This is a genomic window from Amycolatopsis sp. BJA-103 (assembly GCF_002849735.1).
Classification (GTDB): Bacteria; Actinomycetota; Actinomycetes; order Mycobacteriales; family Pseudonocardiaceae; genus Amycolatopsis.
Genome location: NZ_CP017780.1, coordinates 801,304 through 826,817 on the forward strand (window position 1 = coordinate 801,304; position 25,514 = coordinate 826,817).

A 25,514-nucleotide genomic window follows, 5' to 3' on the forward strand; every position below is an offset into this window, starting at 1 on the left:
CGATGACCGAACTTTCCCTGCCCGCCAAGGCGTATCTGCTCTCGTGCAACGTCGGCAAGGACAAACTGCGGGACAGGCACCGGACGGCACTGCTGACCCGCGGTGCCGCGCTGACCGACCTCGTGCTGCGCGGCCGCGTCGCCGACGCGGACGGCCGGGTCGCGGTGTCCGGCGCCGGGCCGACCGGCGATCTCGTCCTCGACGAGATGCTCGCCGAGATCGCGGGAGAGAGCCCCCGCAAGTGGAAGTGGTGGGTGCGCAAGGACGCGCGCGGAACCTTGGAGGCACTGGAGTCCCAGCTGGACACGACGGGCGTGATCGAACTGAAGACCGGCCGGACACTGGGCCTGTTCCCGTCGCGTCGCCCGATCGTGCGGGACCCCGCCGTCGTCGACAGGCTGCGAGCCCTGGTCGATCAGGCGTTGCGCGGGCCGTCCCCGGCGTCCGATGTGGACGCGAGCGACGCCGCGCTCACCTCGCTGGCGGCCGCCGTCGAACTCCGCGACGTCGTCCCCGGAAAGCTCAGGCGCCAGTACAAGGACCGGATCGAGGAACTGTCGGAACGGGGCGGGGACGCGGTTCCCGCGCTGCGGAAGCTGTTCCGGGAACTGCGGGCGGTGCGGGCGTCCGCCGTGTCCTCAGGCAACGGGGGCTGAGCCGAACAGCCGGTCGAGGTAGTAGTCCACAGTGGACATCGCCTCGTCCGGCGTCCGGTGCTTCATCACGATGTTGGTGCCCTGCGAATCCGCGAGCGCCCAGAGGATCGTCGCCTCGTGCATCGCGTCGGACGACTTGTCGACATCGCCCGCGTCCTGGCCCTGGCGGATCAGCACGGCGAACAGTTCGAACAGCTGAGGCACGCCTTCGGTGAGCGCGACCCCGAAGGAGGGGTCGGAGATCGAGCGGATGAAGAACGCGACACCCATCAGCCAGTCGCCGCGGCGGCGTTCGTCGAGGGGCAGGATCTCGGCGATGATCGCGCGCAGGATGGCCTTGGGGGTCGAAGGCACTTCGCCCGCGTCCAGCCGGGCTTTGAGGCGCTCCTCGTACATCTGCGAGCGGCGCTCGATGGCGAAGAGCAGCATCTCGTCCTTGGTCTTGAAGTAGTGCTGCACCAGGCCCATCGAGATGCCCGCTTCGGCGGCGACATGGCGGAGGCTGACTCCTTCGAGGCCGCGCGTGGCCGTCAGCCGCCTGAGCGCCTCGGCGATCTCCACGCGGCGCGCGGTGTGATCCACCTGCTTCGGCACCTTCACCATCCGTTCCGAGGTTTGCAATGCGATCGCATTGCCACTACGGTCCCAGGCTATTACGATGCGATCGCATTGTAAACGAACGTCGGGGGTGAATTCGGTGGAAGCCGATCGGGGGAAGGTGCGGCTGAGGCCGCCACGGAACGTGCTGGATCAGCGGGTCGTGGGCTGGTGGCGGCTGCAGGGGACGCTTTTCTGGGCCTCGCCGGTGCTGGTCCTGGCACTGCTCGGGCTGCTCATCCCGCCCGCGCGGTTCTGGCTGCTGATGCCGGCGGCGGTGTTCGCGGTGCTGGGCCTGGTCTGGGTGATCGCGATGCCGCTGTGGTGGTTCAAGGTGCACCGCTGGGAGGTCACGGAAACCGCGGTGTACACGCGTTCCGGGTTCTTCTGGCAGGAGTGGCGGGTCGCGCCGATGTCGAGGATCCAGACGGTGGACACCCTGCGCGGGCCGCTGCAGCAGCTGTTCAAGCTCGCGACAGTCACGGTCACCACGGCGTCGGCGCGGGGCGCGGTCAAGATCCGCGGGCTCGACCACGAACTGGCCGCGAGCCTGGCGGAGCAGCTCACCGAAACGACGCAGGCGACGCCGGGGGACGCGACATGACCTCGGGTGAGTTCGAAGGCTGGAGCACGCTCGACAAGCGGACGCTCGCCGTCACCGCGCTGACGATGGCCGGCGCGGCCGTCGGGGCCGCGATCCCGGCCACCGTCGCGATCGTGGGTGGCGGCGGGAACTTCTGGGTCACCCTCGCGTGGGTCGTGGCCGGTGGCGTGGTGCTCGTCGGCGGCGGCGTGCTGCTGGATCTGTTCAACTGGAAGGCCGTGCGGTACCGCGTCACGCAGGACCGGCTGGAGACCGCGTTCACGCTGGTCTTCCGTTCGCGGAAGTCCCTGCAACGCGAACGGATCCGCAACGTCGATCTGACGGCCAACCCGCTGCACCGGCTGTTCGGTGTCGCGGTGGTGACGATCGGCACCGGATCGCACGAGTCGGGCGGGCAGGGCCGGATCAAGCTCAATCCGGTTTCGCGCGCCGAGGCCGAGCGGCTGCGCGCGGACCTGTTGCGCCGTGCGGAAATCGCGGAGACCGACGAGGACGCGCCGCTCGCCGAGCTGGACCGGAGCTGGATCCGCTACGCGCCGATGTCGTTCCTGAGCCCGGCGCTCGGGCTCGCCGCGGGTGGCGGGCTCATGCAGGTCTCCGAGTGGGTGGGGCTCCAGAAGGGCCTGATCGACTGGGTGATCGACCTGTTCAGCGGGATCCCGCTGGTGGTGGCGATCCTGATCCTGCTGGCGATCGCGATGGTCGTCGGCGTGGTCGGCGCGCTCGGCCTGTGGATCGAGATGTGGTGGAACTACCGGCTCGACCGCGAAGCCGGCGGCACGCTGCGAGTGCGCCGCGGGCTGTTCACCACGCGCTCGATCTCGATCGAGGAAGCCCGGCTGCGCGGCATCGACCTCGTCGAGCCGCTCGGGAACCGGATCTCCGGCGCGGCCAGGGTCGACGCGATCGCCACCGGCATGCGGCAGAGCGACGACCAGGACAAGACCGACTACCACACGCTCCTGCCCGCCGCGCCGATCGCGACGGCCAACCGGATCGCCGCGGAGGTCCTGCGCGAGCCGGTCTCGCCGACCGAAGCCGTCCGGCTCACCGGGCATCCGCGAGCCGCGCGGGGACGGCTGCTGCGCTGGTGGGTCGGTTCGGTGGTGGTACTGCTGGCGATCTTCGCGATCCTCGGCTTCCTGCTCACCGGCGTCCTCCTGGTGATCGGCGCCGCGCTCGGGGTGGTCCTGCTGCCGGTTTCGGTGCTGCTGGCGCTGGACGCCTACCGCAACCTCGGGCACGGGATCACCGGGCGGTACCTCGTCGGGCGGCACGGGACGGTGCGGCGGAGCACGTTCGCGCTGGAGCGCGACGGCGTGATCGGCTGGACGGTCAAGCAGTCGGTGTTCCAGCGGCGCAAGGGACTGCTGACGGTCGTGGCGACCACGGCGGCCGGTTCCGGGGCGTACTCCGTGTACGACGCGGGGGAGGAGCAAGGGCTGCTGTTCGCCGAGGAGTCGGTTCCGGAGCTGCTGACGCCGTTCCTGGAACGCGCCTGAGGCCTCACCCGAAGTACGTGAAGGCCCCCTTCCCTACCCTGAAGGTAGGGAAGGGGGCCTTCATGTACTTGGACCCCGACACTTCGGCCGCCGCCGAAACGTCCGCTGGCTACCGTCGTGACATGACCGCATTCGCCGCACTGCACGCCCCCGGTTCCCCGCTGCTCCTGCCGAACGTCTGGGAGTTCGGCACGGCCGCCTTCCTGGCCGCGCAAGGCTTTCCCGCGCTCGGCACCACCAGCCTCGGCGTTTCGGCCGCCGAGGGCGAGCCGGACGGTGCCCCGTCCTCGAAGGACGCCACCGTCCGGCTGGCCCGGCGGCTCGCCGGACTGGACGCGCTGATCAGCGTCGACCTCGCCGACGGGTTCAGCGACGACCCGGGCGAGGTCGGCGCGCTGGCGGCGGAACTCGCCGAAGCCGGCGTCGCGGGCATCAACCTCGAAGACGCCCTCGGCGATCCCGTGCGGCACGCGGCCAAGATCGCGGCGGCGAAGGAGCGCGCTCCCGGTCTCTTCGTCAACGCGCGTACGGACACGCATTGGCTGGGTGAGCCGGACATCGCGGCGGCGATCGAACGTTCTCTGTCCTACGTGGACGCCGGGGCCGACGGGGTGTTCGTGCCGGGGCTCTCCGGGGCCGAGGACGTCGAGCGGCTGGTGAAGGCCGTCGGCGTGCCGGTGAACCTGCTGTTCCTGCCCGGCAAGGTCACCGTCGACGGCCTGGCCGGACTCGGCGTCGCACGGATCAGCCTCGGCTCGCTGCCGTACCGGATGGCGCTGGCCGCCACGCTGCGCACGGTGGAGGCCATCCGTGACGGCGGCGAACTCCCGCTGGTCCCGCCGTCCTACGACGACGTCGCGGCTCTGCTGCCGGAATCTCATTAGCCTCGTGGGCATGCAGACCTTCGGAGCCGAATTCGCCGTCCCGCCCGGTTATCTGAACACGCCCAGCATCGGCATCCCGCCGTCGCACGTGGCCGACGCGGTGGCGGAGGCCGTCGAGCGGTGGCGGCGCGGCGAGGCCCGGCCCTCGGACTTCGACGAGCCCGTCGCGCGGACCCGGGCGGGATTCGGCGCGCTGATCGGGGTCCCGGCGGAGCGGGTCGCGATCGGGGCGTCCGTCTCGCAGCTGATCGCGAACGTGGCGGCCGGGCTGCCCGACGGCGCCAGCGTGCTGGTCGCCGGGAACGACTTCACCAGCGTCACCTTCCCGTTCGCGGCGCAGGCGTACCGCGGGGTGAAGGTCACCGAAGTCCCGCTGGCCGAGCTGACCGAACGCGTCGGCGGGCACGACCTCGTCGCGGTCAGCGTCGTCCAGTCGGCGGACGGCACCCAGATCGACCTGGACAGGCTTCGTGCCGCGGCCGAGGCGGCGGACGCGGCGGTCCTGCTGGACGTCACCCAGGCCGCCGGCTGGCAGCCGCTCGACCTCGGCTGGGCCGATTGGGTGGTTTGCGCCGGGTACAAGTGGCTGCTCGCGCCGCGCGGGGCGGCCTGGATGGCCGTCCATCCGCGAGCGCTGGAGCGGGCGACGCCGGTGGCCGCGAACTGGTACGCCGGGGAAGACCGCTGGCAGACCGTCTACGGCCTCCCGCTGCGGCTCGCGGACGGCACCCGGTCGCTCGACCTGTCCCCGGCCTGGCTCTCGTTCGTCGGCGCCGCCGCCTCGCTGGACTACCTCGGCTCCTTGGATCTCAGCGCCGTCCGCGCGCACTGCGTGGGTCTCGCCGACTCACTCCTCGAAGCGCTCGGGTCACCCGGTCAGGGGAGCGCGATCGTCTCGCTCGACGCGGACGCCGGGAAGGTGGCGGAAGCGGGCATCGTGGCCGGTACCCGGGCCGGAAGGCAGCGATTCGGGTTCCATCTCTACAACACGCCTGACGACGTCGAACGCGTGATAAGCACGTTCAGGTGAACCTTCGGGGCGGCGTGAACTACCGTATGTTCCCGTGGTTGGTGCGCAATTTACCCCGGGAGCGACGGAAACGGCCCGGCTTCAGCCGGTGCGACCGGCAGGGCCGGGTGGGCCGCCGCCCGCCCCGAAGCCGTCGAGGGACACCAAGGGCCTCGCGCTGAAAGGTGCCGGGCTGGTCGCCATCGCGGTCGTCTCGGCCCTGCTCTGGTGGCTGATCCGGCACGAGCCGGAGACGACCCCGGTCGCGGATCCGCCCGCCAAGAGCGGGCAGTTCCAGTACACGCTGATCGAGGGCCCGCAGGTCACCTCCGACTGCGCGAGCAAGGCCTACGGCGACACCAAGGACTTCTTCACCCAGACGCCGTGCACACGGCTTTCGCGGGCGCTGTACACGACCGAGACCGCCGGGAAGAAGGCGCTGGTCTCGGTCGTCCTGGTCACGATGCCCGGCGAGGTCACCGCGACCCAGCTCAAGGCGCTCACCGACAAGGACGGCACGGGCAACGTGTCCGACCTGGTGCGCGACGGCACCTTCAAGGGCCAGGGCGTCCCGAAGATCTCCGGGCAGGACGCGGCTTACGACTCCCACGTCACCGGGCCCGAGGTGGCCATCGTGCTGGCCGGTTTCTACGACAAGCAGACCGACAAGCCGGTGCTGGAGCGGATCGCGACCGACGCCCTGCGGCTTTCGGGTGATCTGCGCCGCTGAGTTTTTCACGCACTTCCCAGTGCTATGAAAGGCCCGTTACTTGCAAAATTTGCAAGTAACGGGCCTTTCATAGCGCGCGCGGCGACGCCTCACCGCCGCCGAAAAGACTTCAGACCGACTGACCCGGCATCGCGATCGCCACCGGGGACGCGCCGAACTCCGCCCGCCAGGCAGTCCCCCGCCGCGCCGACCCGATCAGCGCGTTCAACGCCGTCGTCCGCAGGGCCGCGTCGTCGGTCCGGTCGATCACGCCGAGCCAGGCCGCCGTCACGTCCGCCTCGGCCGTCGCCACCAGCTCCATCGCCGAGTTCGCCTCGGTCACCGGCTTCGGCGGCACGTACGCGGCCTCCGGTCCCGTGGGTGTCTGGCCCGCCGCGGAAAGCATCCGTTCGCAGACGTTCCGCCGTTTGACGTGCTCGGCCGTGCCCCGCGCCACCGCACCGCTGAAGGCGGCGGGCAGGTAGGCGCTGACCAGCCCGTACACCCAGATCGCCGCGTGTTCGGTGGCCAGCGCCTGCTGGACGGCCTCCGTGGTCTCCCCGCCGAGCTGGACTCCGGCGGGCACCTCGACGGCTCCCGCGTCGTCGCCGCGGCCGAGTTTGTCGGAGCTCTGCTGCAGTGCCGCGCAGCCCGCCGCGATCGACGCGACCATCCCGGCGCGGTAGCGGGGCAGCGAGGGCACGAGACCCTCGGCCTGCTTGCGTGCCTGGGCGAGCCGTTCCTTGAGCCCGTCCACGGACGACGGCGGGGTCTCTCCCGGGCCCGCCTGTTCCGGCTTGGGGCGGTTGAGCCGGTCCACCTCGGGCTTGAGCGCCGCCGCGTGCGCGGCCCGCGCGGTGGCGACGGACTCGGCTTCGGCGCCGGTCAACGCCTTCGCGCCCGCCGCGTCGGTCTCCGCCGCGCGCAGCAGCGGACCCAGCGGATCGGGGGTTTCGTCGAACCCGGGGGAGCAGGCGGCCGCCAACGGCACGGCCAGCGCGGCCAGCGCTCCCATCCGCAGGAAAGCGCGACGGCTCGGCAAGGTGGGCTCGGTCGATCTTCCGGTCACGCCGCCCCATCCTGCCAGTACCCCGTGCGGGGCCGCCGCTCGCGCGTCACGCGGGGGTCACCAGATAAGCTGGCCCACTACCGAACCCGGATCCACACCGCCGGGTCGCCCACAGCCGAACAGGAGCGCTCCACCGTGCCCAACGACCTCGCCAGCAGGCTGGAGCCCATCGTGGCCGAAGCCGTCAAGGCCGCGGGTTTCGACCTCGATTCCTTCGAGGTCCAGCAAGCAGGCCGCCGCCAGCTGGTCAAGGTCGTCGTCGACGGGGACGACGGCGTCGGACTGGACGAGGTGGCGAGCGTCAGCCGCGCGGTTTCCGCCGCGCTCGACGAGAACGAGCACGTGATCGCCAGTGCGTACACGCTCGAAGTCACCTCGCCGGGCCTCGACCGGCCGCTGACCGTGCAGAGGCACTGGCGGCGCGCGAAGTTCCGCCTCGTCAAGGTCACGCCCGTCGAAGGCGCCGCGTTCATCGGCCGCGTGGGGCACGCCGGCGAGAAGGCCGCGCGCGTGCTCGTCGACGGCGAGATCCGGGACGTCGGTTATGCCTCGGTGGCCAAGGCGGTCATCGAGATCGAGTTCAAGCAACCACCTGCCGAGGACCTGAAACTGTTGGAAACCGATGCGTCGGCCCTGAACGCCGCCACCACAGAGCCGAAGGAGGAGCCGAAGTGAACGTCGACATCGCCGCGCTGCGCGCGATCGAACGGGACAAGGACATCCCCTTCGAGACGGTGATCGAAGCGATCGAGACCGCGCTGCTCACCGCGTACAAGCACACCGAGGGCCACCAGCCGCACGCCCGGATCGACATCGATCACAAGAGCGGCCTCGTGCGCGTCCTCGCGCACACCCTCACCCCGGACGGCCAGACCGACGAGGAGTGGGACGACACCCCCGAAGGCTTCGGGCGGATCGCCGCGACCACCGCGCGGCAGGTCATCCTGCAGCGCCTGCGCGACGCCGAGCACGAGAAGACCTTCGGCGAGTTCTCCGCCAAGGAGGGCGAGATCGTCGCCGGTGTGGTGCAGCGCGACGCGCGCGCCAACGCCCGCGGCATGGTCGTCATCCAGGTCGGCGACATCGAAGGCGTGCTGCCTTCGATCGAGCAGGTCCCCGGCGAGTCCTACGAGCACGGCAACCGGATCAAGGCGTTCGTCGTCACCGTCGCGCGCGGCAACCGCGGACCGCAGATCACGCTGTCGCGTTCGCACCCGAACCTGGTGCGCAAGCTGTTCGCCCTCGAGGTCCCCGAAATCGCCGACGGCACGGTCGAGATCGCCGCCATCGCGCGCGAGCCGGGGCACCGGACCAAGATCGCCGTCCGCTCGACGGTGCCCGGCGTCAACGCCAAGGGCGCCTGCATCGGCCCGGTCGGCGCGCGGGTGCGCAACGTGATGAGCGAACTCGCGGGTGAGAAGATCGACATCATCGACTTCTCCGAAGACCCGGCGAGGTTCGTCGGGAATGCGCTGTCGCCCGCGAAGGTTGTCTCTGTTCGGGTCGTCGACGAGCGGGCCAAGACCGCTCGCGTCGTCGTCCCGGACTTCCAGCTTTCGCTCGCGATCGGCAAGGAAGGGCAGAACGCCCGCCTCGCCGCCCGTCTCACCGGTTGGCGAATCGACATCCGCAGCGACGCCGCCCCTGAGCAGGGTGATGAAGCACACGCCGGGCAGGCGCGGCCCGCCGCGGCAACCGGTTCGGCTGAGTGAAGGTCGAAGCGCTAGACTTACGAGTGGTTCAGAGCCCGCGGCCGGGAACCGACCTCCAGCGCGACCGGGAAACTCCGGTTCGCACCTGTGTGGGTTGCCGTCGGCGGGCCTTGATCGGTGAGTTGCTGCGAGTGGTCGCGGCGGACGGACGGCTGATCGTCGACGAGCGTCGGCGGTTGCCGGGCCGGGGTGCTTGGTTGCACCCCGTGCCGGACTGTCTTGCCAAGGCCGAGCGGCGCAGAGCGTTTCCCCGAGCACTTCGTGTTCCGGGGTCGCTTGACGCCCAAGGTGTCCACGAACGCCTGGAGCGGCTCGCCGAAAGCTGAAGGCGCCGGGACATCCCCGGTGCCAGTTGGAATCAGGAAGCAGGTCGACCCGTCATGAGTCAGCCGTGAAGCTGAATCAATGAACGCGCGACAATAGGACGAGGTCTGCGGGTCTGCCGCCGGCCTCCCCAGATGAGGAGAGCTGTGCCAGGCAAGGCCCGAGTACATGAGCTCGCGAAAGAGCTCGGCATCACCAGCAAGGAAGTTCTCGCCAAGTTGAAGGAACAGGGCGAGTTCGTGAAGTCCGCGTCGTCCACCGTCGAGGCGCCCGTCGCCCGCCGTCTCCGTGACGCGTACCCGTCCAAGGACGGCAAGAAGAAGCCGGTTCCGACCCCCGGTCCGCGTCCGTCTCCGGCGCCGCCCGCGAAGCCCGCCTCCCCGGCTCCGGCCGCGAAGCAGGCTCAGCCCGCGCCCGTGGCGAAGACCGAGGCCCCGGCGGCCGCCCCCGCGGCGGCCGCTCCGGCCGCGTCGTCGGCCCCGGCTCCGGCCCAGCAGCCGTCCCGTCCCTCCACCCCGGGTGTCCGCCCGGGTCCGCGCCCCGGCCCCCGGCCGCCGGCGCCGAAGGAAGAGGTCGCTCCGGCGGCGAAGGCCGCTCCGGCCGAACCCCAGCAGGAGACCCCGGCAGCACCGGCCACCCCGCCGGCGTCCTCGACGCCGTCGCAGGGTTCGGTCGTGCCGCCGAAGCCGCAGGGCCCCAAGCCCGGCGGCCCCAAGCCCGGCCCGCGCACCCCGCGTGTCGGCAACAACCCGTTCGGTGTGGGATCCGGTGCCCCGGCCCAGCGTCCGTCGGGACCGCGTCCCGGCGGCGGGAACCAGCAGGGCGGCGACAACCGTCCGCCGCGTCCCGGTGGCGGCCAGCAGGGTGGCGACACCCGCCCGCCGCGTCCCGGTGGCGGCGCTCCCGGTGGTAACCGGCCGAACCCGGGCAACATGCCCCCGCGCCCGAACCCCGGCATGATGCCGGGCCGTCCGGCCCGTCCGGCCGGTGGTCCCGGTGGCGCCCGTGGTGGTCCCGGCGGCGGAGCCCGTGGTGGCCCCGGCGGCGGCGCTCGTGGCGGTCCCGGTGGCGGCGGCGGAGGTTTCCGCGGCGGTCCCGGTGGCGGCGGCGGTGGCGGTGGCGGTTTCCGTCCCGGCGGCGGCGGTGGCGGCGGTTTCCGTCCCGGTGGCGGTGGCCCCGGTGGCGGTGGCGGTGCCCCGGCCGGTGGCGGCGGTTTCCGCGGCGGCGGCGGTCGTGGTGGCCCCGGTGGCCGTGGCGGTACCGCGGGTGCCTTCGGGCGTCCCGGTGGTCCCGCTCGCAAGGGCCGGAAGTCCAAGCGCCAGAAGCGCATGGAGTACATGGACAACATGCAGGCGCCCAGCGTCGGTGGCGTTCGCCTGCCCAAGGGCAGCGGCGAAACGATCCGCCTGCCGCGTGGCGCTTCGCTGACCGACTTCGCCGAGAAGATCGACGCCAACCCGGCTTCGCTGGTGCAGGTGCTCTTCCACCTCGGTGAGATGGTCACGGCGACGCAGTCCGTGTCGGACGACATCCTCGAGCTGCTCGGCGGCGAGATGAACTACGTCGTCCAGGTCGTCAGCCCGGAGGAAGAAGACCGCGAGCTGCTGGAGACCTTCGACATCACCTACGGCGAAGACGCGGGTGAAGAAGAAGACCTGCAGGTCCGTCCGCCGGTCGTGACCATCATGGGTCACGTCGACCACGGTAAGACCCGACTGCTCGACACGATCCGCAAGACGAAGGTGCGCGAGGGCGAAGCCGGTGGCATCACCCAGCACATCGGCGCCTACCAGATCGAGACCGAGCTCGAGGGCGTCCCGCGTCTCGTGACGTTCATCGACACCCCGGGTCACGAGGCGTTCACCGCCATGCGTGCCCGTGGTGCGAACGCCACGGACATCGCGGTCATCGTGGTCGCGGCCGACGACGGCGTCATGCCGCAGACGGTCGAGGCGATCAACCACGCGCAGGCCGCCAAGGCCCCGATCGTGGTCGCGATCAACAAGATCGACAAGGAGGGCGCGAACCCGGACAAGATCCGGCAGCAGCTCACCGAGTACAACCTCGTGGCCGAGGAGTACGGCGGCGACACGATGTTCGTCGAGATCTCGGCGCGGGAGAACATCAACATCGATGGTCTCCTCGAGGCGATCCTGCTGACCGCGGACGCCGCACTCGACCTCCGGGCCAACCCGGACATGGAGGCCCAGGGTGTCGCGATCGAGGCGCACCTGGACCGCGGTCGCGGTCCGGTCGCCACGGTGCTGGTCCAGCGCGGAACGCTGCGCGTCGGTGACTCCGTCGTCGCCGGTGACGCGTACGGCCGCGTGCGGAAGATGGTCGACGAGCACAACGTCAACGTCACCGAAGCGACCCCGTCGCGTCCGGTCCAGGTCATCGGGTTCACCTCGGTGCCCGGCGCCGGTGACACGTTCCTCGTCGTCGACGAGGACAGGGTCGCCCGGCAGATCGCCGAGCGGCGTTCGGCCCGTACCCGCAACGCGCTCAACGCGTCGCGTCGTAAGCGGGTCAGCCTCGAAGACCTCGATGAGGCCTTGAAGGAGACGAGCACCCTTAACCTGATCATCAAGGGTGACAACTCCGGTACGGTCGAAGCGCTCGAAGCCTCGCTGATGCAGCTGGATGTCGGCGAAGAAGAGGTCGAGCTCAACGTGGTCCACCGCGGTGTCGGTGGCGTCACGGAGTCCGACATCGACCTGGCGACCGCGTCCAACGCGATCGTCCTGGGCTTCAATGTGCGGGCACAGGGCAAGGCGACCGAGCGGGCCACCCGCGAAGGCGTCGACGTCCGGTACTACACGGTCATCTACCAGGCGATCGACGAGATCGAAGCCGCGCTCAAGGGCATGCTCAAGCCGATCTTCGAAGAGGTCGAGCTGGGCAAGGCCGAGATCCGCGGGATCTTCAAGTCGTCGAAGGTCGGTACGATCGCGGGTTGCATGGTCATCTCGGGCGAGATCCGGCGTAACGCCAAGGCGCGTCTCCTCCGTGACGGCAACGTCATCGTCGAGAACCTGCCGATCAACTCGCTGAAGCGCGAAAAGGACGATGTCACCGAGGTCCGCGAGGGCTTCGAGTGTGGTCTCACCTTGGGCAGCTACAGCGATTTGAAGCTCGGAGACGTCATCGAGACGTACGAGCAGCGCGAAAAGCCGCGTGCGTAAGTGACACGGCGGCGCTCCCTCGCATCTGGGCGGGGGAGCGCCGCTTCACTTCTATCCAACCCAGAACCCCCATGTTCGTAGGAGCTCTTGAGCTCGACATCCTGCTGGGCGACGTTCACTCGCTCAAGCAGAAGCGATCCGTGATCAAGCCGGTGCTGGCCGAGGTGCGCAGGCGTTTCGACGTCTCCATCGCCGAAGCCGGGCAACAAGACCTGCACCGGCGGGCGCTGATCGGTGTGGCCGTGGTCGCGGCGACTGGCGAGCACGTCCGGGACGTGCTCGACTCGTGTGAGCGCTTCGTGGCCGGAAGGCCGGAGTTGGAACTGCTCTCCGCTCACCGCCGGCTGCTCGGCCCGGATGACTGACGGAAAGATCTTTCGAGGAGAAGAATCCCATGGCCGACCCCGCTCGGGCCCGCAAGCTCGCCAAGCGGATCTCACAGATCGTCGCGCACGCGATCGAGCACGACATCAAGGATCCGCGGCTCAACCACGTGACGATCACCGACACGAAGATCACGGCAGACCTGCACGACGCCACGGTCTACTACACGGTGCTCGGCGAGAACCTGGAGTCCACGCCCGATCACGCCGGTGCCGCGGCGGCGCTCGAATCCGCCCGTGGCGTGCTGCGCACGAAGGTCGGACAGGGTACTGGAGTCCGCTACACTCCGACGCTGGCCTTCGTGGCCGACAGCATCCCTGAGGACGCCAAGCGCATCGAGGACCTCCTCGCGAAGGCCAGGGAAGCCGATGCCGAGGTCGCCCGCCGGGCGACAGGGGCACAGCACGCCGGTGAAGCCGACCCGTACAAGCCGCCGCGGGAAGAGGCCGAAGACGATGAGTTCGCCGATGAGGAGACCCGGGGCTGAGCGAGTGAGCCACGCCGTGACCCGGCGTGGCCTGCTGCTCGGAGCCACGGCTCTCGGGGGCACGGCACTGCTTTCCGCTTGTGGTACCGGAAGAGCACCCCTGATGGGGCCACCACCGGTGGCCCCGCCGACCAGGCCGACCCCGTTGACCGAAGCGGTCACGGTGCAGAAGATGCGGTCGGCGGCCCGGAACCGGGACGTCAACCTGGTCATCATCGCCCCTGACGGCGTGTCCCGGGTCGGGCTGTCCGTCTGCGTCGCCCTGCACGGGCGCGGGGCGGACGCCCGGATGTTCCTGAACCTCGGTGTGCAGGACGCGCTGAACAAGGCCGTCTCGGCCGGCATGCCCGCCTTCGCGGTGGCCGCGGTCGACGGCGACGACTACTGGGTGGACGTCGGCAAGGGCGACGACCCGCAGCGCATGCTGTCCGCCGAACTCCCCGGCTGGCTCGCCCAGCGCCAGCTGCGGCCGCCGACGGCGATGTTCGGGATCTCGATGGGCGGTTTCGGTGCACTGCGCTACGCCCGCGACCACAAGGACCTCAAAGCCGTCGCCGTCGCGAGCGCCGCCCTGTTCGTGAGCTGGCCCGATGCCAAGTCCCGCAAGGTTTTCGCCGATCGCGCGCAGTGGGAATCGCATGAGCCGCTGCTGCACACCGACGACCTCTCGGCGGCGTCGACAGGGGTGTGGTGCGGGAATTCGGATCCCTTCGCCCGGGCCGACCGCAAGCTCATCAAAGCGCTCGATCCCGCCGTCGCGAAGATGTCCCCCGGTGAGCACAACGACGACTATTGGCGCGAGATCATGCCCGAGGTGGTGAAGTTCGTAGGGGACCGGATGGCCTGACCGCACGCGCCGCCTCCCCCTCACCGACGCTATGAAAGGCCCGTTACTTGCAAATTTTGCAAGTAACGGGCCTTTCATTGCACGCGCCGCACCCAGAGGACTACTTGCGCGGAAGACCCTGCGGGTTGATCTGCGACGCCTCCACGGCCTCGTTCCCCAGGTTCCAGCGCTTGAGCACCTCGGCGTACTGGCCGTTGGCGAGCACGCTCTGGATGGCCTGGCGCAGCGGCTCGGCGAGCCCGTTGCCCTTCTTGGTCATCGCGGCGATGTCGGCCGGGATCTGGCCGCCGCCGGACACCGTCCCGACGATCTTGGTCTGCCCGTCCACGGCGACGTGGTACGAGGCCGTCGGGTTGGGGCCCGCGTAGGCGTCGATCCGGCCGGACTGCAGCGCCAGGTAGTAGTCGGTGGTGTTCTGGAAGTACTGGAACTCCACCGGCTTCAGGCCCGCGGCCTTGTTCTGCTCGTCCCAGCGCACCAGGATCTGCTCCTGGTTCGTCCCGGAGCCCACGCCCACCTTGAGCCCGGCGATGTCCTTGGGCTCCTTCACGGTGACGTCGCGGGTCTTCTTGACCTCGAAGGCGATGGTGTCCTTGCGGTAGGTGGCGAAGTCGTATTTGTCCTTCCGTTCCTCGGTCACGGTGATGTTGGAGAAGCCAGCCGCGTACTGGCCCGTCTCCACCGAGAGGAAGAGGTTCTCCCAGGACGTCGCCTGGAGGTCGAGTTCCAGGCCCAGCACGTCCGCGACCAGTTGCGCGATATCGGTTTCGACGCCGATCACCGTCTTGTCGTCGTCGGCGCGGAACGACAGCGGGGGAGTGCCGTTGCCGGTGGTCCCGACGGTCAGCTTCCCGGTGTCACGCACCGCTTTCGGCACCAGATTCGCGACGGCGTCGACCTTCTGCGCGCGGATCCGGTTCTGCTGCGCGGTGATGTTGATCCCTTCGGTCCCGGGCAGCGGGGCGGCGGGGGCCGCGGCTTCGGTCGTCCCGCACGCGGCCAGCGCGACCGTGGACAGGAGCAGGATCGGGTACAAGAGCTTCTTCACGGTGGTACTCCCGGGTTTTCTCAAAGGACCTTTTCGAGGAATGCTTTGGTGCGGGGATGCTCGGGCGTGTCGAGGACCTGTGCGGGCGGGCCCTGTTCGACGACGCGGCCGGCGTCCATGAACACCACGGTGTCGGCCACTTCCCTGGCGAAGCCGATCTCGTGGGTGACGACGATCATGGTGGTGCCGTCGCGGGCGAGTTTCTTGATCACGTCGAGTACCTCGCCGACCAGTTCCGGGTCGAGCGCGGACGTCGGTTCGTCGAACAGGAGCACTTCGGGGCGCACCGCGAGCGCGCGGGCGATCGCGACCCGTTGCTGCTGCCCGCCGGACAGTTGCCGCGGGTAGGCGTCCGCCTTGTCCACGAGCCCGACCAGCGCGAGCAGTTCGCGCGCGTGGGCTGTCGCCTCCGCACGGGAGCGGCGTTGCGCGGAAACCGGTGCCTCGACGATGTTTTCCAGCGCCGTGAGATGCCCGAACAGGTTGAAGTTCTGGAACACGAACCCGATCCGCGTGCGCTGCTTGAGGATCTCGCGCTCGCGCAGTTCGTGCAGCCGGTCGCCCGAGCGCCGGTACCCCATGAGTTCCCCGCCGACGCTGATGAAGCCGCGATCGGCGCGGTCGAGATGGGTGATGAGCCGCAGCAGCGTGGATTTCCCGGAGCCGGACGGGCCCAGCACCACGGTGACCTCGCCGGAGCGGACTTGGAGGTCGACCCCGTCGAGCACGGTGAGCGGGCCGAAGGCCTTGTGCACGCCGCGGACGTCCACCTTGAAGTCGTCGCTCATCGGGTCGCCGCCTTCAGTTTGGCGAGGCCGGCGCGGGCCTTCTGCAGGGGAGTGGGCGGGACGGTGCGCAGGGCGCCCTTGGCGTAGTGGCGTTCGACGTAGAACTGCGCCACCGAAAGGAGGGTCGTCAAGAGCAGGTACCAGGCGGTGGCGACCAGCAGGAGCGGGATCACCCGGCCGCTGCGGCTGTAGATCACCTGCACTTGATAGAAGAGTTCCGGCAGGGCCATCACGTACACCTGCGAGGTGTTCTTGACCATGCCGATGATCTCGTTGGCCGCGTTCGGCACGATCGAGCGCATCGCCTGTGGCAGCACGATTCTGCGGAACTGCCTGCTCGCCGGGATGCCCAGCGCCGCGGCCGCCTCCCGCTGTCCCTGATCGACCGCGAGGAATCCGGCGCGCACGATCTCCCCGGAATAGGCGGCCTGGTGCAGGCCGAGACCGAGCCCGGCCGCGAGGAACGGCGGGATCAGGCTCATCGTGTCGAACGAGACGAACGACGGTCCGAACGGGACGCCGAAGGAGATCTGGTTGTAGAGAATGGCGAGGTTGTACCAGAAAAGCAGCTGGAGAATGAGCGGGACCGACCGGAAGATCCACGTATAGGTCCAGCTGACCGAACGGAGGAGCGGATTCCGGGAAATGCGCATGAGCGCGAGAACCGTGCCCAGAACGAATCCCGCGACTACGCCGAATGCCGTCAATTCCACGGTCAGGACGACCGAAGAGAGAACGGCGTCGGCGAACACGTAATCGGCGACGACCGACCATTCCCAGGCCTGGTTGGTCACCAAAGCGTGTCCGGCCATGGCCACCAGGACCGCGACCACCGCGGCGGCCAGCCAGGTCAGTGGCCGCCTGGCGGGCACGATCCGCAATCCTTCCTCCGGCCGGGCAGGTGCCGCAGGCGGCGCTTCTAGGTCACTCGTCATCAGGCACCTGTCTCGCGGGAAATGGGCAGCATGAATCAACCGAAAGCGGAAAGATCGAAAAGGAAATGCCGTCGACGCGGCATGGATCGCCGTGTTCCTTGTCGTCGAGCCGACTTTAGGAAGATGTGCCCGTTCCGGTCAACGAAGCCGGTTCCGGTTCCAAATGCTGGAAACGCCCGCGGGTCAGGCCGGTTTGGCCGCGACGATCAGGTCCCGCACGATAGCCTGGTCCACCCGGTGCGAGAACTCCGCGAACGGGCCGTCCTCGCGGACTTCCAGCCCCGCCTTGTCCAGGATCGCGGCGAGTTCCTCGCGCGGCGCGACGTTGGTGTTCCAGGAGATGCCGAGCGCGCCGCCGGGCCGCAGCACCCGGGTCCACACCGGGACGGCGGCCGCGAGCAGGTCCCGCGGGCTGCGCGCGAGCGACGCGTCCTGCGTGCGGTGGCTGCCGTGCTGCACGCCGTACGGCGCGTCGGTGACGATGAGATCCACGGAGTTGGCCCGCAGCAGTTCGTCCGTGGTGAGCGTGTCGCAGTTGAGGTAGCTCAGCTTGCGGACGTCGCCGGCCTTGTACTGCTCTTTGGTGATCCCGAAACCGATGTCGAGCCGTCTGCCGAGCCGGACCTTGTTGCGCCGCACCTGACCGGACTCCGCGGTGTGCTTGATCCGCTTCTGCTTCAGCCAGGTCTTGACGAACATCTCGTAGGAGTCGAAGTCCTTGCCGTCGACGTCGAGGCCGGTCGCGTCGAAGCCGTACATCATCGCCTGGTTCAGCGTGGTGCCGCGGCCGCACAGCGGATCCAGCAGGTGCAGCGGCTTCTCCAGCATCGCGGCCGGGTCCGCCGTCGACAGCAGGGTGATGTTGACGAGGAGTTTGGTGAACAGCTCGTTCGTCTTGCCCGGGTACTTCTGGATGGTCAGCAGATCCGAGTCGAAGTTCGCGAGCGGGGTGATCGTGACCGGCTTCAGGACGCCGTCGCCGAGTTCGAACAGCGCGTACAGCGCGGAAAGGTTCGAGAGGAGCGCGAGATCGCGCTCGCTCAGCGGGGCGGGCGTGGTGAAGGTGAGGTAGCCGACGCCGCCGAGTTCCGTCTCGCCGATCTCGGAGATTTCGGTCTCCAAAGCGGACAGACCGAACACCGCCAGCTCCGCGCGCAGCAGGGCCGGAGCGGAGTCGGTGTAGACCCGGTTGGCGGACGGGTAGATCAGGATCGCGTACTCGGACATCCCGAAGAGCGTAGCTTGACTGTTCGTGACGACCACTTTGGCGCAGGACCTCAAGGACGCCGCCGCCCTGCTGGCGCGCGCGAACGATGTGACACTGCTCGGCCACGTGCGCCCGGACGCGGACGCGCTGGGCAGCGCGCTGGCGCTCGGACGGGCACTCCACCTGCGCGGTGGCGTCGAGGTCCGGGTCTCGGTCGGCGAACCCGAGGAGATGCCCGAAACCCTGCGGAGCCTGGACGTCGGCGGGCTCTACGTCCCCGCGAGCGAGCTTCCGGAGAGTGAGCGGCTGCTGGTCGCGCTCGACACGCCCACCCCGGGCAGGCTCGGGAAACTCGCGCCGCGCGTGGACGCCGTCCGCGCGGCCGGCGGCGACGTCCTGGTGATCGACCACCACGCGTCCAACGTCTTCTTCGGCACGAAGCACGTCGTCGACGACAGCGCCGAAGCCACCGCCGTCCTGGTCTTCGCGTTGCTGGCGGAACTCGGCGCCGAGATCGACGAGCCGATCGCGCGCTGCCTGTACGCGGGGCTCGTCACCGACACGAGCGGGTTCCGCCGTGCCCGCCCGTCCACGCACCTGATGGCGGCGAAGCTGCTCGAGGCCGGTGTCGACCCGGACAAGGTGGTTCGCGAGATCGTCGACGATCACCCGTTCGCGTGGTTGCCGATGCTTTCGGACGTCCTCGCGGGGGCCCGGCTCGAACCGGACGAGGCGCGTGGCTTCGGGCTCGCGTACGCGGTCGTGAGCCTCGACGCCGCGCGGACGGTGCGCGGGGAAGAGGTCGAAGCGGTCATCGACGTCGTCCGGTCCACTCGGGAAGCCGGGGTCGCCGTGGTGCTCAAGGAAGCCGAACCGACCGGGCCGCGGCAGCGGTGGACGGTCTCGCTCCGCTCGGCGGGCGGTGTCGACGTCTCCGCCGCGGCGGGGGAGCTGGGCGGCGGCGGACATCGCCAGGCGGCCGGGTGCACCGCGGAGGGCACCGCGGACGAGGTACTCGACAGGCTGAGGGCGGCGCTGTCGCGAGCACCGCTGCTGTGACCCGCTGACCGGGACCGCCCAAGATCGACACGGTCACCGTCCGTGGCCCTTTACGCTGCGGAGGTGTCTCAAGCCTCCGAAACCGACGAGCGGGTCCCGCCGAAACGCGTGCTCGGGCTCGCCGTGCCCGCACTCGGCGTCCTCGCCGCCGAGCCGCTGTACGTCCTGGTGGACACGGCCATCGTCGGGCATCTCGGCGCGTTGCCGCTGGCGGGGCTCGCCGTCGGCGGTGTCGTGCTTTCGCAGGTCTCCAGCCAGCTGACGTTCCTCTCGTACGGGACCACGTCGCGGACGGCGCGGCTGCACGGCGCCGGACGTCGTGGCGAGGCGGTCAGCGAAGGGGTCCAGGCGACCTGGCTGGCGGTGATCGTCGGGCTGGTCGTGATCGTCGCCGGGCAGCTGCTGGCCGCGCCCATCGCCCGGGTCCTGTCCGGGGACCCCGCGATCACCGACGCCGCCGTCTCCTGGCTGCGGATCGCGCTGTTCGGGACGCCGTTCATCCTGATCACGATGGCCGGGAACGGCTGGATGCGCGGTGTGCAGGATTCCGCCAAGCCGCTGCGCTATGTCCTGGCGGGCAACGGGATCTCCGCCGTGCTGTGCCCGGTGCTGGTGTACGGCGCGGACTGGGGACTGGAAGGTTCCGCGATCGCGAACGTCGTCGCGCAGGTGATCTCGGCGTCGCTGTTCATCGTGGCGCTGGTGCGGGAGCGGGTCCCGCTGCGCCCGGAGCCGAAGGTGATGCGCGCCCAGCTCGGCCTCGGCCGGGACCTGGTGCTGCGCAGCCTCGCCTTCCAGGCGTGTTTCGTATCGGCCGCCGCGGTCGCCGCGAGGACGTCCACCGGCGCTGTCGGCGCGCATCAGGTCGTGCTGCAGCTGTGGACGTTCCTGGCGCTCGTGCTGGACTCGCTCGCCATCGCCGCGCAGTCGCTCGTCGGGGCCGCCCTCGGCGCCGGGGCGAGCAAACGGGCGCGGGGCGTGGCGAGCCAGATCACCGGCTACGGCCTGGTGTTCGGTTGTTTCCTCGGGGTCGTGTTCGCGTCGCTGGCCGGGGTGCTGCCGCAGGTGTTCACTTCGGACGCGACCGTGCTCGGCGAGATCCCGCACGCGTGGTGGTTCTTCGTCGCGTTGCAGCCGATCGCGGGGGTGGTGTTCGCGCTCGACGGCGTCCTGCTCGGCGCGGGTGACGCGGCGTTCCTGCGCAACGCGACGCTGCTGAGCGCGGCGCTGGGGTTCCTGCCGCTCGTCTGGCTGTCACTCGCGTTCGGGTGGGGACTGGCCGGGATCTGGACCGGGCTCTCGCTGTTCATGGTGCTGCGGCTGGCGACCCTGCTGGTGCGGTGGCGCTCCGGGCGCTGGGCCGTGGAGGGCGCCGTCCGCGCTGCTTGACCCCGCGGGGGAGCGTGTGGCGAAAACCACCCGGGTAACGGGTATGTTTCGCCATTGCTTAGGAGCTACAACTATATGAGGCGGCAGTGCGGGCGTCTTCACTTGCCCGAACCGTTCTCGAGGAGGAAACACTGTGACAGGCCGAGCCACCCGCCGGTCCTGGTTCATCTGGTTCGCCGCCGTCACCGTCTACCTCCTCGCCGTCTTCCACCGCACGTCGTTCGGCGTCGCCGGGCTGCAGGCCGCCGACCGCTTCGGCGTCGGCGCGGCCGCGCTCGGCACGTTCACCGTCCTGCAGGTCGGCGTCTACGCCGCGATGCAGATCCCCACCGGCGTCCTGGTCGACCGCTACGGCCCGCGCCGCGTGCTCACCGCCGCCGTGTTCTTCCTCGGCCTCGGCCAGATCCTGCTCGCGATCGCCGATTCCTACCCGCTCGGCCTGGTCGCGCGCGGTGTCGTCGGCTTCGGCGACGCGCTGACGTTCGTGAGCATCATGCGGCTGATCGCCGCGCATTTCCCCGGCCGCCAGTACGCCCTGCTCGCCGCGCTGACCGGGGCCATCGGGTACGTCGGCAACCTCGCCGCGACCGTCCCGCTCGGCCTGCTGCTCGACGGGCCCGGCTGGACCCCGACGTTCCTCGCCGTCGGACTGGTGACGGCGCTGTACGCCGCCGTCGTCGCCCTTCGCGTCAAGGACTCCCCGCCCGGGGAGCCGGAGCCCGTGCGCGGAAGGGTGCACCCGAAGGTGCTCGGCCGCCAGGTCGCCGAGGCGTGGCGGACCCCCGGGACCAGGCTGGGATTCTGGGTCCACTTCAGCACGATGTTCGCGCCCAACGTGCTGACCATGCTGTGGGGTGTCCCGTTCCTGGTGCAGGGACAGGGGTATCCGAAGTCCACCGCGAGTTCGCTGCTGATCGTGTTCGTGTTCGGCTCGATGATCGGCGGCCCGTTCATCGGCGGCCTGATCGGACGGCGTCCGTCGCTGCGGATGCCGCTCGTCGGCGGGTACATCGGCGTCGCCGCGGTGATCTGGGCGGTCCTGCTCGGCTGGGGCGGGACGACCCCGGTCGCGGTCCTGGTTCCCGCGTTCGCCTTCCTTTCCCTCGGCGGACCCGCGTCGATGATCGGCTTCGCGCTGGCACGGGACTACAACCCGCTCTCGCGCGTCGGCACCGCGACCGGTGTCGTGAACGTCGGCGGGTTCGTGGCCACGACGATCTCGGCGCTCGCGGTCGGTGTCCTGCTGGAGTGGACCGGCGGCGCGTTCCGCCTGGCGCTGCTGTCCGTCATCGCGGTGCTCGCGCTGGGCACCTTCCGGATGCTCGTGTGGTGGCGGCGTACCCGCGCCGTGCTGTTCGAGGCCGAGGCGCGCGGCGAGGAGATCCCGGTGCAGATCCGGCGCCGCCGCTGGGACGCCGAAGCGCCGCTGCCCGTCTCGTCCTAGGGACGGGTCCGAAAGATAGGGTTCGGCCCGTGTCGCGCCCCAATCAAGCCCCCGCCAAGAAACGTCCAGCCCCGCCGCCCGGTCTCGTCATCGTCGACAAGCCGTCCGGGATGACCTCCCACGACGTCGTCGCCAGGGCGCGGCGCTTCATGGGCACCCGCAAGGTCGGGCACGCCGGCACCCTCGACCCGATGGCCACCGGCGTCCTGGTGCTCGGCATCGAACGCGCGACGAAACTCCTCGGCCACCTGGCGCTGGACCGCAAGACCTACCTCGCGACCCTCTCCTTGGGACTGTCGACCACGACCGACGACGCCGAGGGCGAGCCGATCGCCGAAGCCGCCCCGGAGGACGTCGAGAAGATCACCGACGACGCGATCGCCGCCGGGATCGCCGCGCTGTCCGGCGACATCCAGCAGGTGCCGAGCGCGGTCAGCGCGGTCAAGATCGACGGGAAGCGCGCGTACGCCCGCGTCCGCGCCGGCGAGGAGGTCGTGATCCCGCCGCGTCCGGTCACCGTGCACCGCTTCGATCTGCTCGCCACCCGCCGCGAGGCGGGCCGGATCGAACTCGACGCCGTCGTCGAGTGTTCGTCCGGGACCTACGTCCGGGCGCTGGCCCGCGACCTCGGGGCGGGACTGGGTGTCGGCGGGCATCTGCGCGCGCTGCGGCGCACCACGGTCGGGCCGTTCACGCTCGCCAAGGCCCGCACCCTCGACCAGCTCGAAGAAGAGCCGGGGCTTTCACTGGACCTCGACGCCGCCGTCGCCGCCGCGTTCCCGCGCCGCGACCTGGACGCCCGTATGGCGCAGTCGGTCCGATATGGACAGAGGGTGCCGTCGGCCGGTATCGAGGGCACGTACGGGATGTTCGGACCGGACGGCCGGGTGCTCGCGCTCGCCGCGGACGAAGGCGAACTGGCCCGGTCGGTGGTCGTGTTGCTGCCCGCCTAGGGTGGTGCACGAAGCGGGCCTGGAGGAGACGGGGCTACAAGTGCAGCGTTGGCGTGGTTTGGGTGACCTTCCCGGGAGCTGGGGACGGTGCGTGGTGACGATCGGCGTCTTCGACGGCGTGCACCGCGGGCATCAGGAGCTGATCTCGAGGACGGTCCGCGCCGCCGCCGAACGCGGGGTGCCGAGTGTGGTGCTGACCTTCGATCCGCATCCGTCGGAGGTGATCCGGCCGGGCAGCCATCCCGCGCAGCTGACCACGTTGCGCCGCAAGGCGGAACTGGTCGAGGGCCTGGGCGTCGACGTCTTCTGTGTGCTGCCGTTCACGCTCGAACTGTCCAGGCTGACGGCGCACGAGTTCGTGCACGAGGTCCTGGTGGACAAACTGCACGCGGCCGCGGTGATCGTGGGGGAGAACTTCACCTTCGGCGCCAAGGCCGCCGGTGACGTGACTCTCCTGCGCACACTGGGGAAGCGGTTCGGTTTCGTGGCGCACGGCGCGGAACTGCAGGGGCTGCTCGCGCAGCAGCAGACGGAGAACGAGATCACTTTCTCCTCGACCTACGTCCGCTCGTGCATCGACGCCGGGGACGTCGTCGCGGCGTCCGAGGCGCTCGGCAGGCCGCACCGGCTGGAGGGCATCGTCGTCCGGGGCGACGGCCGGGGACACGATCTCGGCTACCCGACGGCGAACCTGTCGACGCCGCGCTTCGCCGCGGTGCCCGCCGACGGGGTCTACAGCGCCTGGTTCACCCGTTCGTCGGATCTTGGGCACCGGCTGCGCGCGGCGGTGTCGGTCGGGACCAATCCGACCTTCTCGGGGCGCGAACGCACCGTCGAGGCGTTCGTCCTCGACATCGACGAAGACTTCTACGGACAGCACGTTTCGCTCGATTTCGTCGCCAAGCTGCGGGACCAGGTCCGTTTCCCGACGTCGGAAGGTCTGGTGAAGCAGATCGACGAAGACGTCCTCCGGACCAGGGAACTGCTCGGCGGGCAGGACTGACCGGAGCCGGCCTTGGCCGGATGACAATCGACAAACACGCCCGCCCACGCGCGGTCCGGTGGCAAGATGTCACGGACCGGACCGCGCATGGCGTTCGACGGGGTTAGGGGAGCGGACCAGGTGGAGGACCACAAGATCGTCCAGCGGAACATCGCGCTGCAGAGGGAGTGGTACGGGGAGCCGCTCGGCGATCGCGTGCGGAGACTGGTCGTCGCGTTCGACATCTCCCAGGCCTTCCTCGCCGAGGTTCTCGGCATCAGCGCGCCCATGCTCAGCCAGGTGATGAGCGGCCGCCGCGCGAAGATCGGCAACCCGGTCGTCCTCGCCAAGATGATCATGCTGGAGCGCAAGGTGCTGGTCCCGGCGGTCGCCGCGGGGGACCGGAAGGCCATGCAGGAGGCACTCGAGGACGTCCGCGACTCACGGCCGACGGTGGGCCGTGACAGCATCCCGGTCGGTGCCGTCGCCGACGACCAGGGTGTGCTCGCGGCGCTGCGGGACATCGGCGAGGACGAAGACCTCACCGAAGCCGCGAAGCTGCTCGACGACGATTTCCCGTCCCTCGCGGATCTGCTGCGCCGGGCGGCCAAGAACTCCTGATGAATCTCTTCAGCGCCCTGATCCCGCCGGACGACGTCCTCGACGAGATCGCCGAGGCGCTGGGCGTCCCCGAAGACGGCAATCTGCGCTGGTCGCGGCGGGAACATTGGCACGTCACCCTCGGTTTCTACGGCGAAGACGACGCGGACGACAGGGGCGATCGGCTCGCCGGACGACTGGCGGACGCGGGCCCGATCGACGTCCGGCTGGAAAAGGCCGCGACATTCCCCGGGGTGCTGTGGTTGAGTGTGTCCGGAACCGGGCTCCACGAGCTGGCCCTGAAGGCCGGCGCGGAGAGTGAGGGCAGGCCCTATGTGGCCCACCTGACACTGGCCCGCTTCCCCCGCGACCGGCCGGAAGCCGCGAGCGCGTGGGTGGCGCGGCTGGCCGGGTTCACCAGCAGAACTTGGACGGCGACCGAAGCCGTGCTGATCCGCAGTGACCGCGAGCAGGATGTTTCGCACTACCGGGTGATCCGGTCGTACGAGTTGCACCACGCCCGCGCCTGAAGCCGCTGATCACGGGGCTGGTAACCTCGACGATCGGGTCCGGCTGCAGTCCGTGGCGGCCGTGACCGTCTCACCCGGCGTGATCGATCGTCCGGGCCGCACGGCACAGAATATCTAGGAGCACCACTGTGGCTTTGTCCACCGAAGAGAAGAAGTCGATCCTCGCCGAGTACGGCGTGCACGACTCGGACACCGGATCCCCCGAGGCCCAGGTCGCGCTGCTGACCAAGCGCATCGTCGGCCTCACCGAGCACCTCAAGGCTCACAAGCACGACCACCACTCCCGTCGCGGGCTCCTGCTGCTGGTCGGCCGTCGCCGCCGGCTGCTGAACTACGTGATGAAGGTGGACATCGAGCGTTACCGTGCGCTGATCCAGCGTCTCGGCCTCCGCCGATAGCTTGAACCCGAGGGGGAGTGACCACGACGGTCGCTCCCCCTCGGTCTAAGAACAGAAGGCGCGAGCGCGCACGAGGAACCCGTCCGCCGGTCCTCGGTAGTGGTTCCCGGGCAACGGCCCGGGGGCTTCGATCGAAGACCGGCCTCACTCCTCGAGCGTCCGCAGGCGAAACAGGTCCCAGGGTGGGAGACTCGCGCCGTTACAGAGGATCA

The 25,514-nt window shown here is 69.8% G+C and carries 27 protein-coding genes; 21 read left to right on the forward strand and 6 right to left on the reverse strand.

Translation table 11 applies throughout. The features are described 5' to 3' along the window. The first annotated feature begins 2 nt into the window (after positions 1 to 2). On the forward strand, positions 3 to 656 hold the full coding sequence (locus BKN51_RS03670) for a GOLPH3/VPS74 family protein (protein ID WP_101606272.1): 654 nt from the start codon (positions 3 to 5) through the stop codon (positions 654 to 656). Here the strand turns inward: BKN51_RS03670 and BKN51_RS03675 are convergent. Next, entirely contained in the window at positions 639 to 1,259 is a 621-nt protein-coding gene (locus BKN51_RS03675; protein WP_101606273.1) for a TetR/AcrR family transcriptional regulator, read from the reverse strand. The genes BKN51_RS03670 and BKN51_RS03675 overlap by 18 nt on opposite strands. A 55-nt stretch (positions 1,260 to 1,314) precedes the next feature. On the opposite strand from BKN51_RS03675, the gene BKN51_RS03680 reads away from it, so the two are divergent. From BKN51_RS03680 to BKN51_RS03700, 5 genes are all read left to right on the forward strand, one after another. Further along, on the forward strand, positions 1,315 to 1,857 hold the full coding sequence (locus BKN51_RS03680) for a PH domain-containing protein (RefSeq protein WP_101606274.1): 543 nt from the start codon (positions 1,315 to 1,317) through the stop codon (positions 1,855 to 1,857). Further along, positions 1,854 to 3,359, forward strand: coding sequence for a PH domain-containing protein (locus BKN51_RS03685; RefSeq protein WP_101606275.1), 1,506 nt, complete (start codon positions 1,854 to 1,856; stop codon positions 3,357 to 3,359). Before BKN51_RS03680 ends, BKN51_RS03685 begins: the two co-directional genes overlap by 4 nt. Positions 3,360 to 3,481: 122 nt before the next feature. Further along, positions 3,482 to 4,243: an isocitrate lyase/PEP mutase family protein gene (locus BKN51_RS03690; RefSeq protein WP_101613028.1), complete on the forward strand. Its 762-nt coding sequence runs from the start codon at positions 3,482 to 3,484 to the stop codon at positions 4,241 to 4,243. A gap of 10 nt (positions 4,244 to 4,253) precedes the next feature. After that, positions 4,254 to 5,273, forward strand: coding sequence for an aminotransferase class V-fold PLP-dependent enzyme (locus tag BKN51_RS03695; protein ID WP_101606276.1), 1,020 nt, complete (start codon positions 4,254 to 4,256; stop codon positions 5,271 to 5,273). Between the two features lie 88 nt (positions 5,274 to 5,361). Continuing rightward, positions 5,362 to 5,982 (forward strand): hypothetical protein, encoded by a 621-nt coding sequence (locus tag BKN51_RS03700; protein WP_101606277.1) that lies wholly within the window; start codon positions 5,362 to 5,364, stop codon positions 5,980 to 5,982. A gap of 109 nt (positions 5,983 to 6,091) precedes the next feature. Here the strand turns inward: BKN51_RS03700 and BKN51_RS03705 are convergent, their stop codons facing one another. Beyond that, positions 6,092 to 7,030: a ferritin-like domain-containing protein gene (locus BKN51_RS03705; protein ID WP_168214251.1), complete on the reverse strand. Its 939-nt coding sequence runs from the start codon at positions 7,028 to 7,030 to the stop codon at positions 6,092 to 6,094. A gap of 135 nt (positions 7,031 to 7,165) precedes the next feature. On the opposite strand from BKN51_RS03705, the gene rimP reads away from it, so the two are divergent. From rimP to BKN51_RS03740, 7 genes are all read left to right on the forward strand, one after another. Next, positions 7,166 to 7,705, forward strand: a complete 540-nt coding sequence (gene rimP, locus BKN51_RS03710) for a ribosome maturation factor RimP (protein ID WP_101606278.1) — start codon at positions 7,166 to 7,168, stop codon at positions 7,703 to 7,705. Next, positions 7,702 to 8,742 carry a transcription termination factor NusA gene (gene nusA / locus BKN51_RS03715; RefSeq protein WP_101606279.1) on the forward strand — a complete coding sequence of 347 codons (1,041 nt, stop codon included), beginning with the start codon at positions 7,702 to 7,704 and terminating at the stop codon, positions 8,740 to 8,742. Before rimP ends, nusA begins: the two co-directional genes overlap by 4 nt. 131 nt (positions 8,743 to 8,873) lie before the next feature. Beyond that, positions 8,874 to 9,068, forward strand: a complete 195-nt coding sequence (locus BKN51_RS44085; protein ID WP_233224246.1) for a YlxR family protein — start codon at positions 8,874 to 8,876, stop codon at positions 9,066 to 9,068. Between the two features lie 144 nt (positions 9,069 to 9,212). Next, complete coding sequence (gene infB / locus BKN51_RS03725) at positions 9,213 to 12,251, forward strand: translation initiation factor IF-2 (RefSeq protein ID WP_101606281.1); 3,039 nt, start codon at positions 9,213 to 9,215, stop codon at positions 12,249 to 12,251. Positions 12,252 to 12,322: 71 nt separating this feature from the next. Then, on the forward strand, positions 12,323 to 12,616 hold the full coding sequence (locus tag BKN51_RS03730; RefSeq protein WP_101606282.1) for a DUF503 domain-containing protein: 294 nt from the start codon (positions 12,323 to 12,325) through the stop codon (positions 12,614 to 12,616). Positions 12,617 to 12,645: 29 nt separating this feature from the next. After that, on the forward strand, positions 12,646 to 13,122 hold the full coding sequence (gene rbfA, locus BKN51_RS03735; RefSeq protein ID WP_101606283.1) for a 30S ribosome-binding factor RbfA: 477 nt from the start codon (positions 12,646 to 12,648) through the stop codon (positions 13,120 to 13,122). Next, positions 13,103 to 13,969 carry an alpha/beta hydrolase gene (locus BKN51_RS03740; RefSeq protein ID WP_101606284.1) on the forward strand — a complete coding sequence of 289 codons (867 nt, stop codon included), beginning with the start codon at positions 13,103 to 13,105 and terminating at the stop codon, positions 13,967 to 13,969. The genes rbfA and BKN51_RS03740 overlap by 20 nt, the downstream gene beginning before the upstream one ends. Before the next feature lie 100 nt (positions 13,970 to 14,069). On the opposite strand, the gene BKN51_RS03745 is transcribed toward BKN51_RS03740, so the two are convergent. The 4 genes from BKN51_RS03745 to BKN51_RS03760 all read right to left on the reverse strand — a co-directional run bounded on the left by BKN51_RS03745 (position 14,070) and on the right by BKN51_RS03760 (position 17,967). Then, positions 14,070 to 15,017 (reverse strand): ABC transporter substrate-binding protein, encoded by a 948-nt coding sequence (locus tag BKN51_RS03745; RefSeq protein ID WP_101606285.1) that lies wholly within the window; start codon positions 15,015 to 15,017, stop codon positions 14,070 to 14,072. 20 nt (positions 15,018 to 15,037) lie between these two features. Then, entirely contained in the window at positions 15,038 to 15,805 is a 768-nt protein-coding gene (locus BKN51_RS03750; protein WP_101606286.1) for an amino acid ABC transporter ATP-binding protein, read from the reverse strand. Further along, a complete protein-coding gene (locus BKN51_RS03755; protein ID WP_101606287.1) occupies positions 15,802 to 16,740 on the reverse strand; it encodes an amino acid ABC transporter permease in 939 nt (312 codons plus the stop codon). The genes BKN51_RS03750 and BKN51_RS03755 overlap by 4 nt, the downstream gene beginning before the upstream one ends. Before the next feature lie 183 nt (positions 16,741 to 16,923). Next, positions 16,924 to 17,967, reverse strand: coding sequence for a TRM11 family SAM-dependent methyltransferase (locus tag BKN51_RS03760; protein ID WP_168214252.1), 1,044 nt, complete (start codon positions 17,965 to 17,967; stop codon positions 16,924 to 16,926). A gap of 25 nt (positions 17,968 to 17,992) precedes the next feature. On the opposite strand from BKN51_RS03760, the gene BKN51_RS03765 reads away from it, so the two are divergent. From BKN51_RS03765 to rpsO, 8 genes are all read left to right on the forward strand, one after another. Continuing rightward, the gene (locus BKN51_RS03765) at positions 17,993 to 19,006 is read left to right on the forward strand and encodes a DHH family phosphoesterase (RefSeq protein ID WP_101606288.1); all 1,014 of its coding nucleotides are present in this window, start codon (positions 17,993 to 17,995) and stop codon (positions 19,004 to 19,006) included. 63 nt (positions 19,007 to 19,069) lie between these two features. Then, a complete protein-coding gene (locus tag BKN51_RS03770) occupies positions 19,070 to 20,395 on the forward strand; it encodes an MATE family efflux transporter (protein ID WP_101606289.1) in 1,326 nt (441 codons plus the stop codon). A 133-nt stretch (positions 20,396 to 20,528) separates the two neighbouring features. Then, complete coding sequence (locus BKN51_RS03775) at positions 20,529 to 21,839, forward strand: MFS transporter (protein WP_101606290.1); 1,311 nt, start codon at positions 20,529 to 20,531, stop codon at positions 21,837 to 21,839. A gap of 29 nt (positions 21,840 to 21,868) precedes the next feature. Beyond that, complete coding sequence (truB, locus tag BKN51_RS03780) at positions 21,869 to 22,792, forward strand: tRNA pseudouridine(55) synthase TruB (protein ID WP_101606291.1); 924 nt, start codon at positions 21,869 to 21,871, stop codon at positions 22,790 to 22,792. 40 nt (positions 22,793 to 22,832) lie between these two features. After that, the gene (locus tag BKN51_RS03785) at positions 22,833 to 23,795 is read left to right on the forward strand and encodes a bifunctional riboflavin kinase/FAD synthetase (RefSeq protein WP_101606292.1); all 963 of its coding nucleotides are present in this window, start codon (positions 22,833 to 22,835) and stop codon (positions 23,793 to 23,795) included. Between the two features lie 120 nt (positions 23,796 to 23,915). Next, a complete protein-coding gene (locus tag BKN51_RS03790) occupies positions 23,916 to 24,395 on the forward strand; it encodes a helix-turn-helix domain-containing protein (protein WP_076154920.1) in 480 nt (159 codons plus the stop codon). Next, complete coding sequence (thpR, locus tag BKN51_RS03795; protein ID WP_101606293.1) at positions 24,395 to 24,904, forward strand: RNA 2',3'-cyclic phosphodiesterase; 510 nt, start codon at positions 24,395 to 24,397, stop codon at positions 24,902 to 24,904. The genes BKN51_RS03790 and thpR overlap by 1 nt, the downstream gene beginning before the upstream one ends. A 128-nt stretch (positions 24,905 to 25,032) precedes the next feature. Beyond that, positions 25,033 to 25,302 (forward strand): 30S ribosomal protein S15, encoded by a 270-nt coding sequence (gene rpsO, locus BKN51_RS03800; RefSeq protein WP_003084034.1) that lies wholly within the window; start codon positions 25,033 to 25,035, stop codon positions 25,300 to 25,302. Positions 25,303 to 25,514: the final 212 nt, after the last annotated feature.

Bases quoted from the DNA above. Each gene is read 5' to 3' on its own strand.
- BKN51_RS03670 (WP_101606272.1), top strand. From the start codon at position 3: ATGACCGAACTTTCCCTGCCCGCCAAGGCGTATCTGCTCTCGTGCAAC.
- BKN51_RS03675 (WP_101606273.1), bottom strand. From the start codon at position 1,259: ATGGTGAAGGTGCCGAAGCAGGTGGATCACACCGCGCGCCGCGTGGAG.
- BKN51_RS03680 (WP_101606274.1), top strand. From the start codon at position 1,315: ATGCGATCGCATTGTAAACGAACGTCGGGGGTGAATTCGGTGGAAGCC.
- BKN51_RS03685 (WP_101606275.1), top strand. From the start codon at position 1,854: ATGACCTCGGGTGAGTTCGAAGGCTGGAGCACGCTCGACAAGCGGACG.
- BKN51_RS03690 (WP_101613028.1), top strand. From the start codon at position 3,482: ATGACCGCATTCGCCGCACTGCACGCCCCCGGTTCCCCGCTGCTCCTG.
- BKN51_RS03695 (WP_101606276.1), top strand. From the start codon at position 4,254: ATGCAGACCTTCGGAGCCGAATTCGCCGTCCCGCCCGGTTATCTGAAC.
- BKN51_RS03730 (WP_101606282.1), top strand. From the start codon at position 12,323: ATGTTCGTAGGAGCTCTTGAGCTCGACATCCTGCTGGGCGACGTTCAC.
- rbfA (WP_101606283.1), top strand. From the start codon at position 12,646: ATGGCCGACCCCGCTCGGGCCCGCAAGCTCGCCAAGCGGATCTCACAG.
- BKN51_RS03740 (WP_101606284.1), top strand. From the start codon at position 13,103: ATGAGGAGACCCGGGGCTGAGCGAGTGAGCCACGCCGTGACCCGGCGT.
- BKN51_RS03750 (WP_101606286.1), bottom strand. From the start codon at position 15,805: ATGAGCGACGACTTCAAGGTGGACGTCCGCGGCGTGCACAAGGCCTTC.
- BKN51_RS03755 (WP_101606287.1), bottom strand. From the start codon at position 16,740: ATGACGAGTGACCTAGAAGCGCCGCCTGCGGCACCTGCCCGGCCGGAG.
- BKN51_RS03760 (WP_168214252.1), bottom strand. From the start codon at position 17,967: ATGTCCGAGTACGCGATCCTGATCTACCCGTCCGCCAACCGGGTCTAC.
- thpR (WP_101606293.1), top strand. From the start codon at position 24,395: ATGAATCTCTTCAGCGCCCTGATCCCGCCGGACGACGTCCTCGACGAG.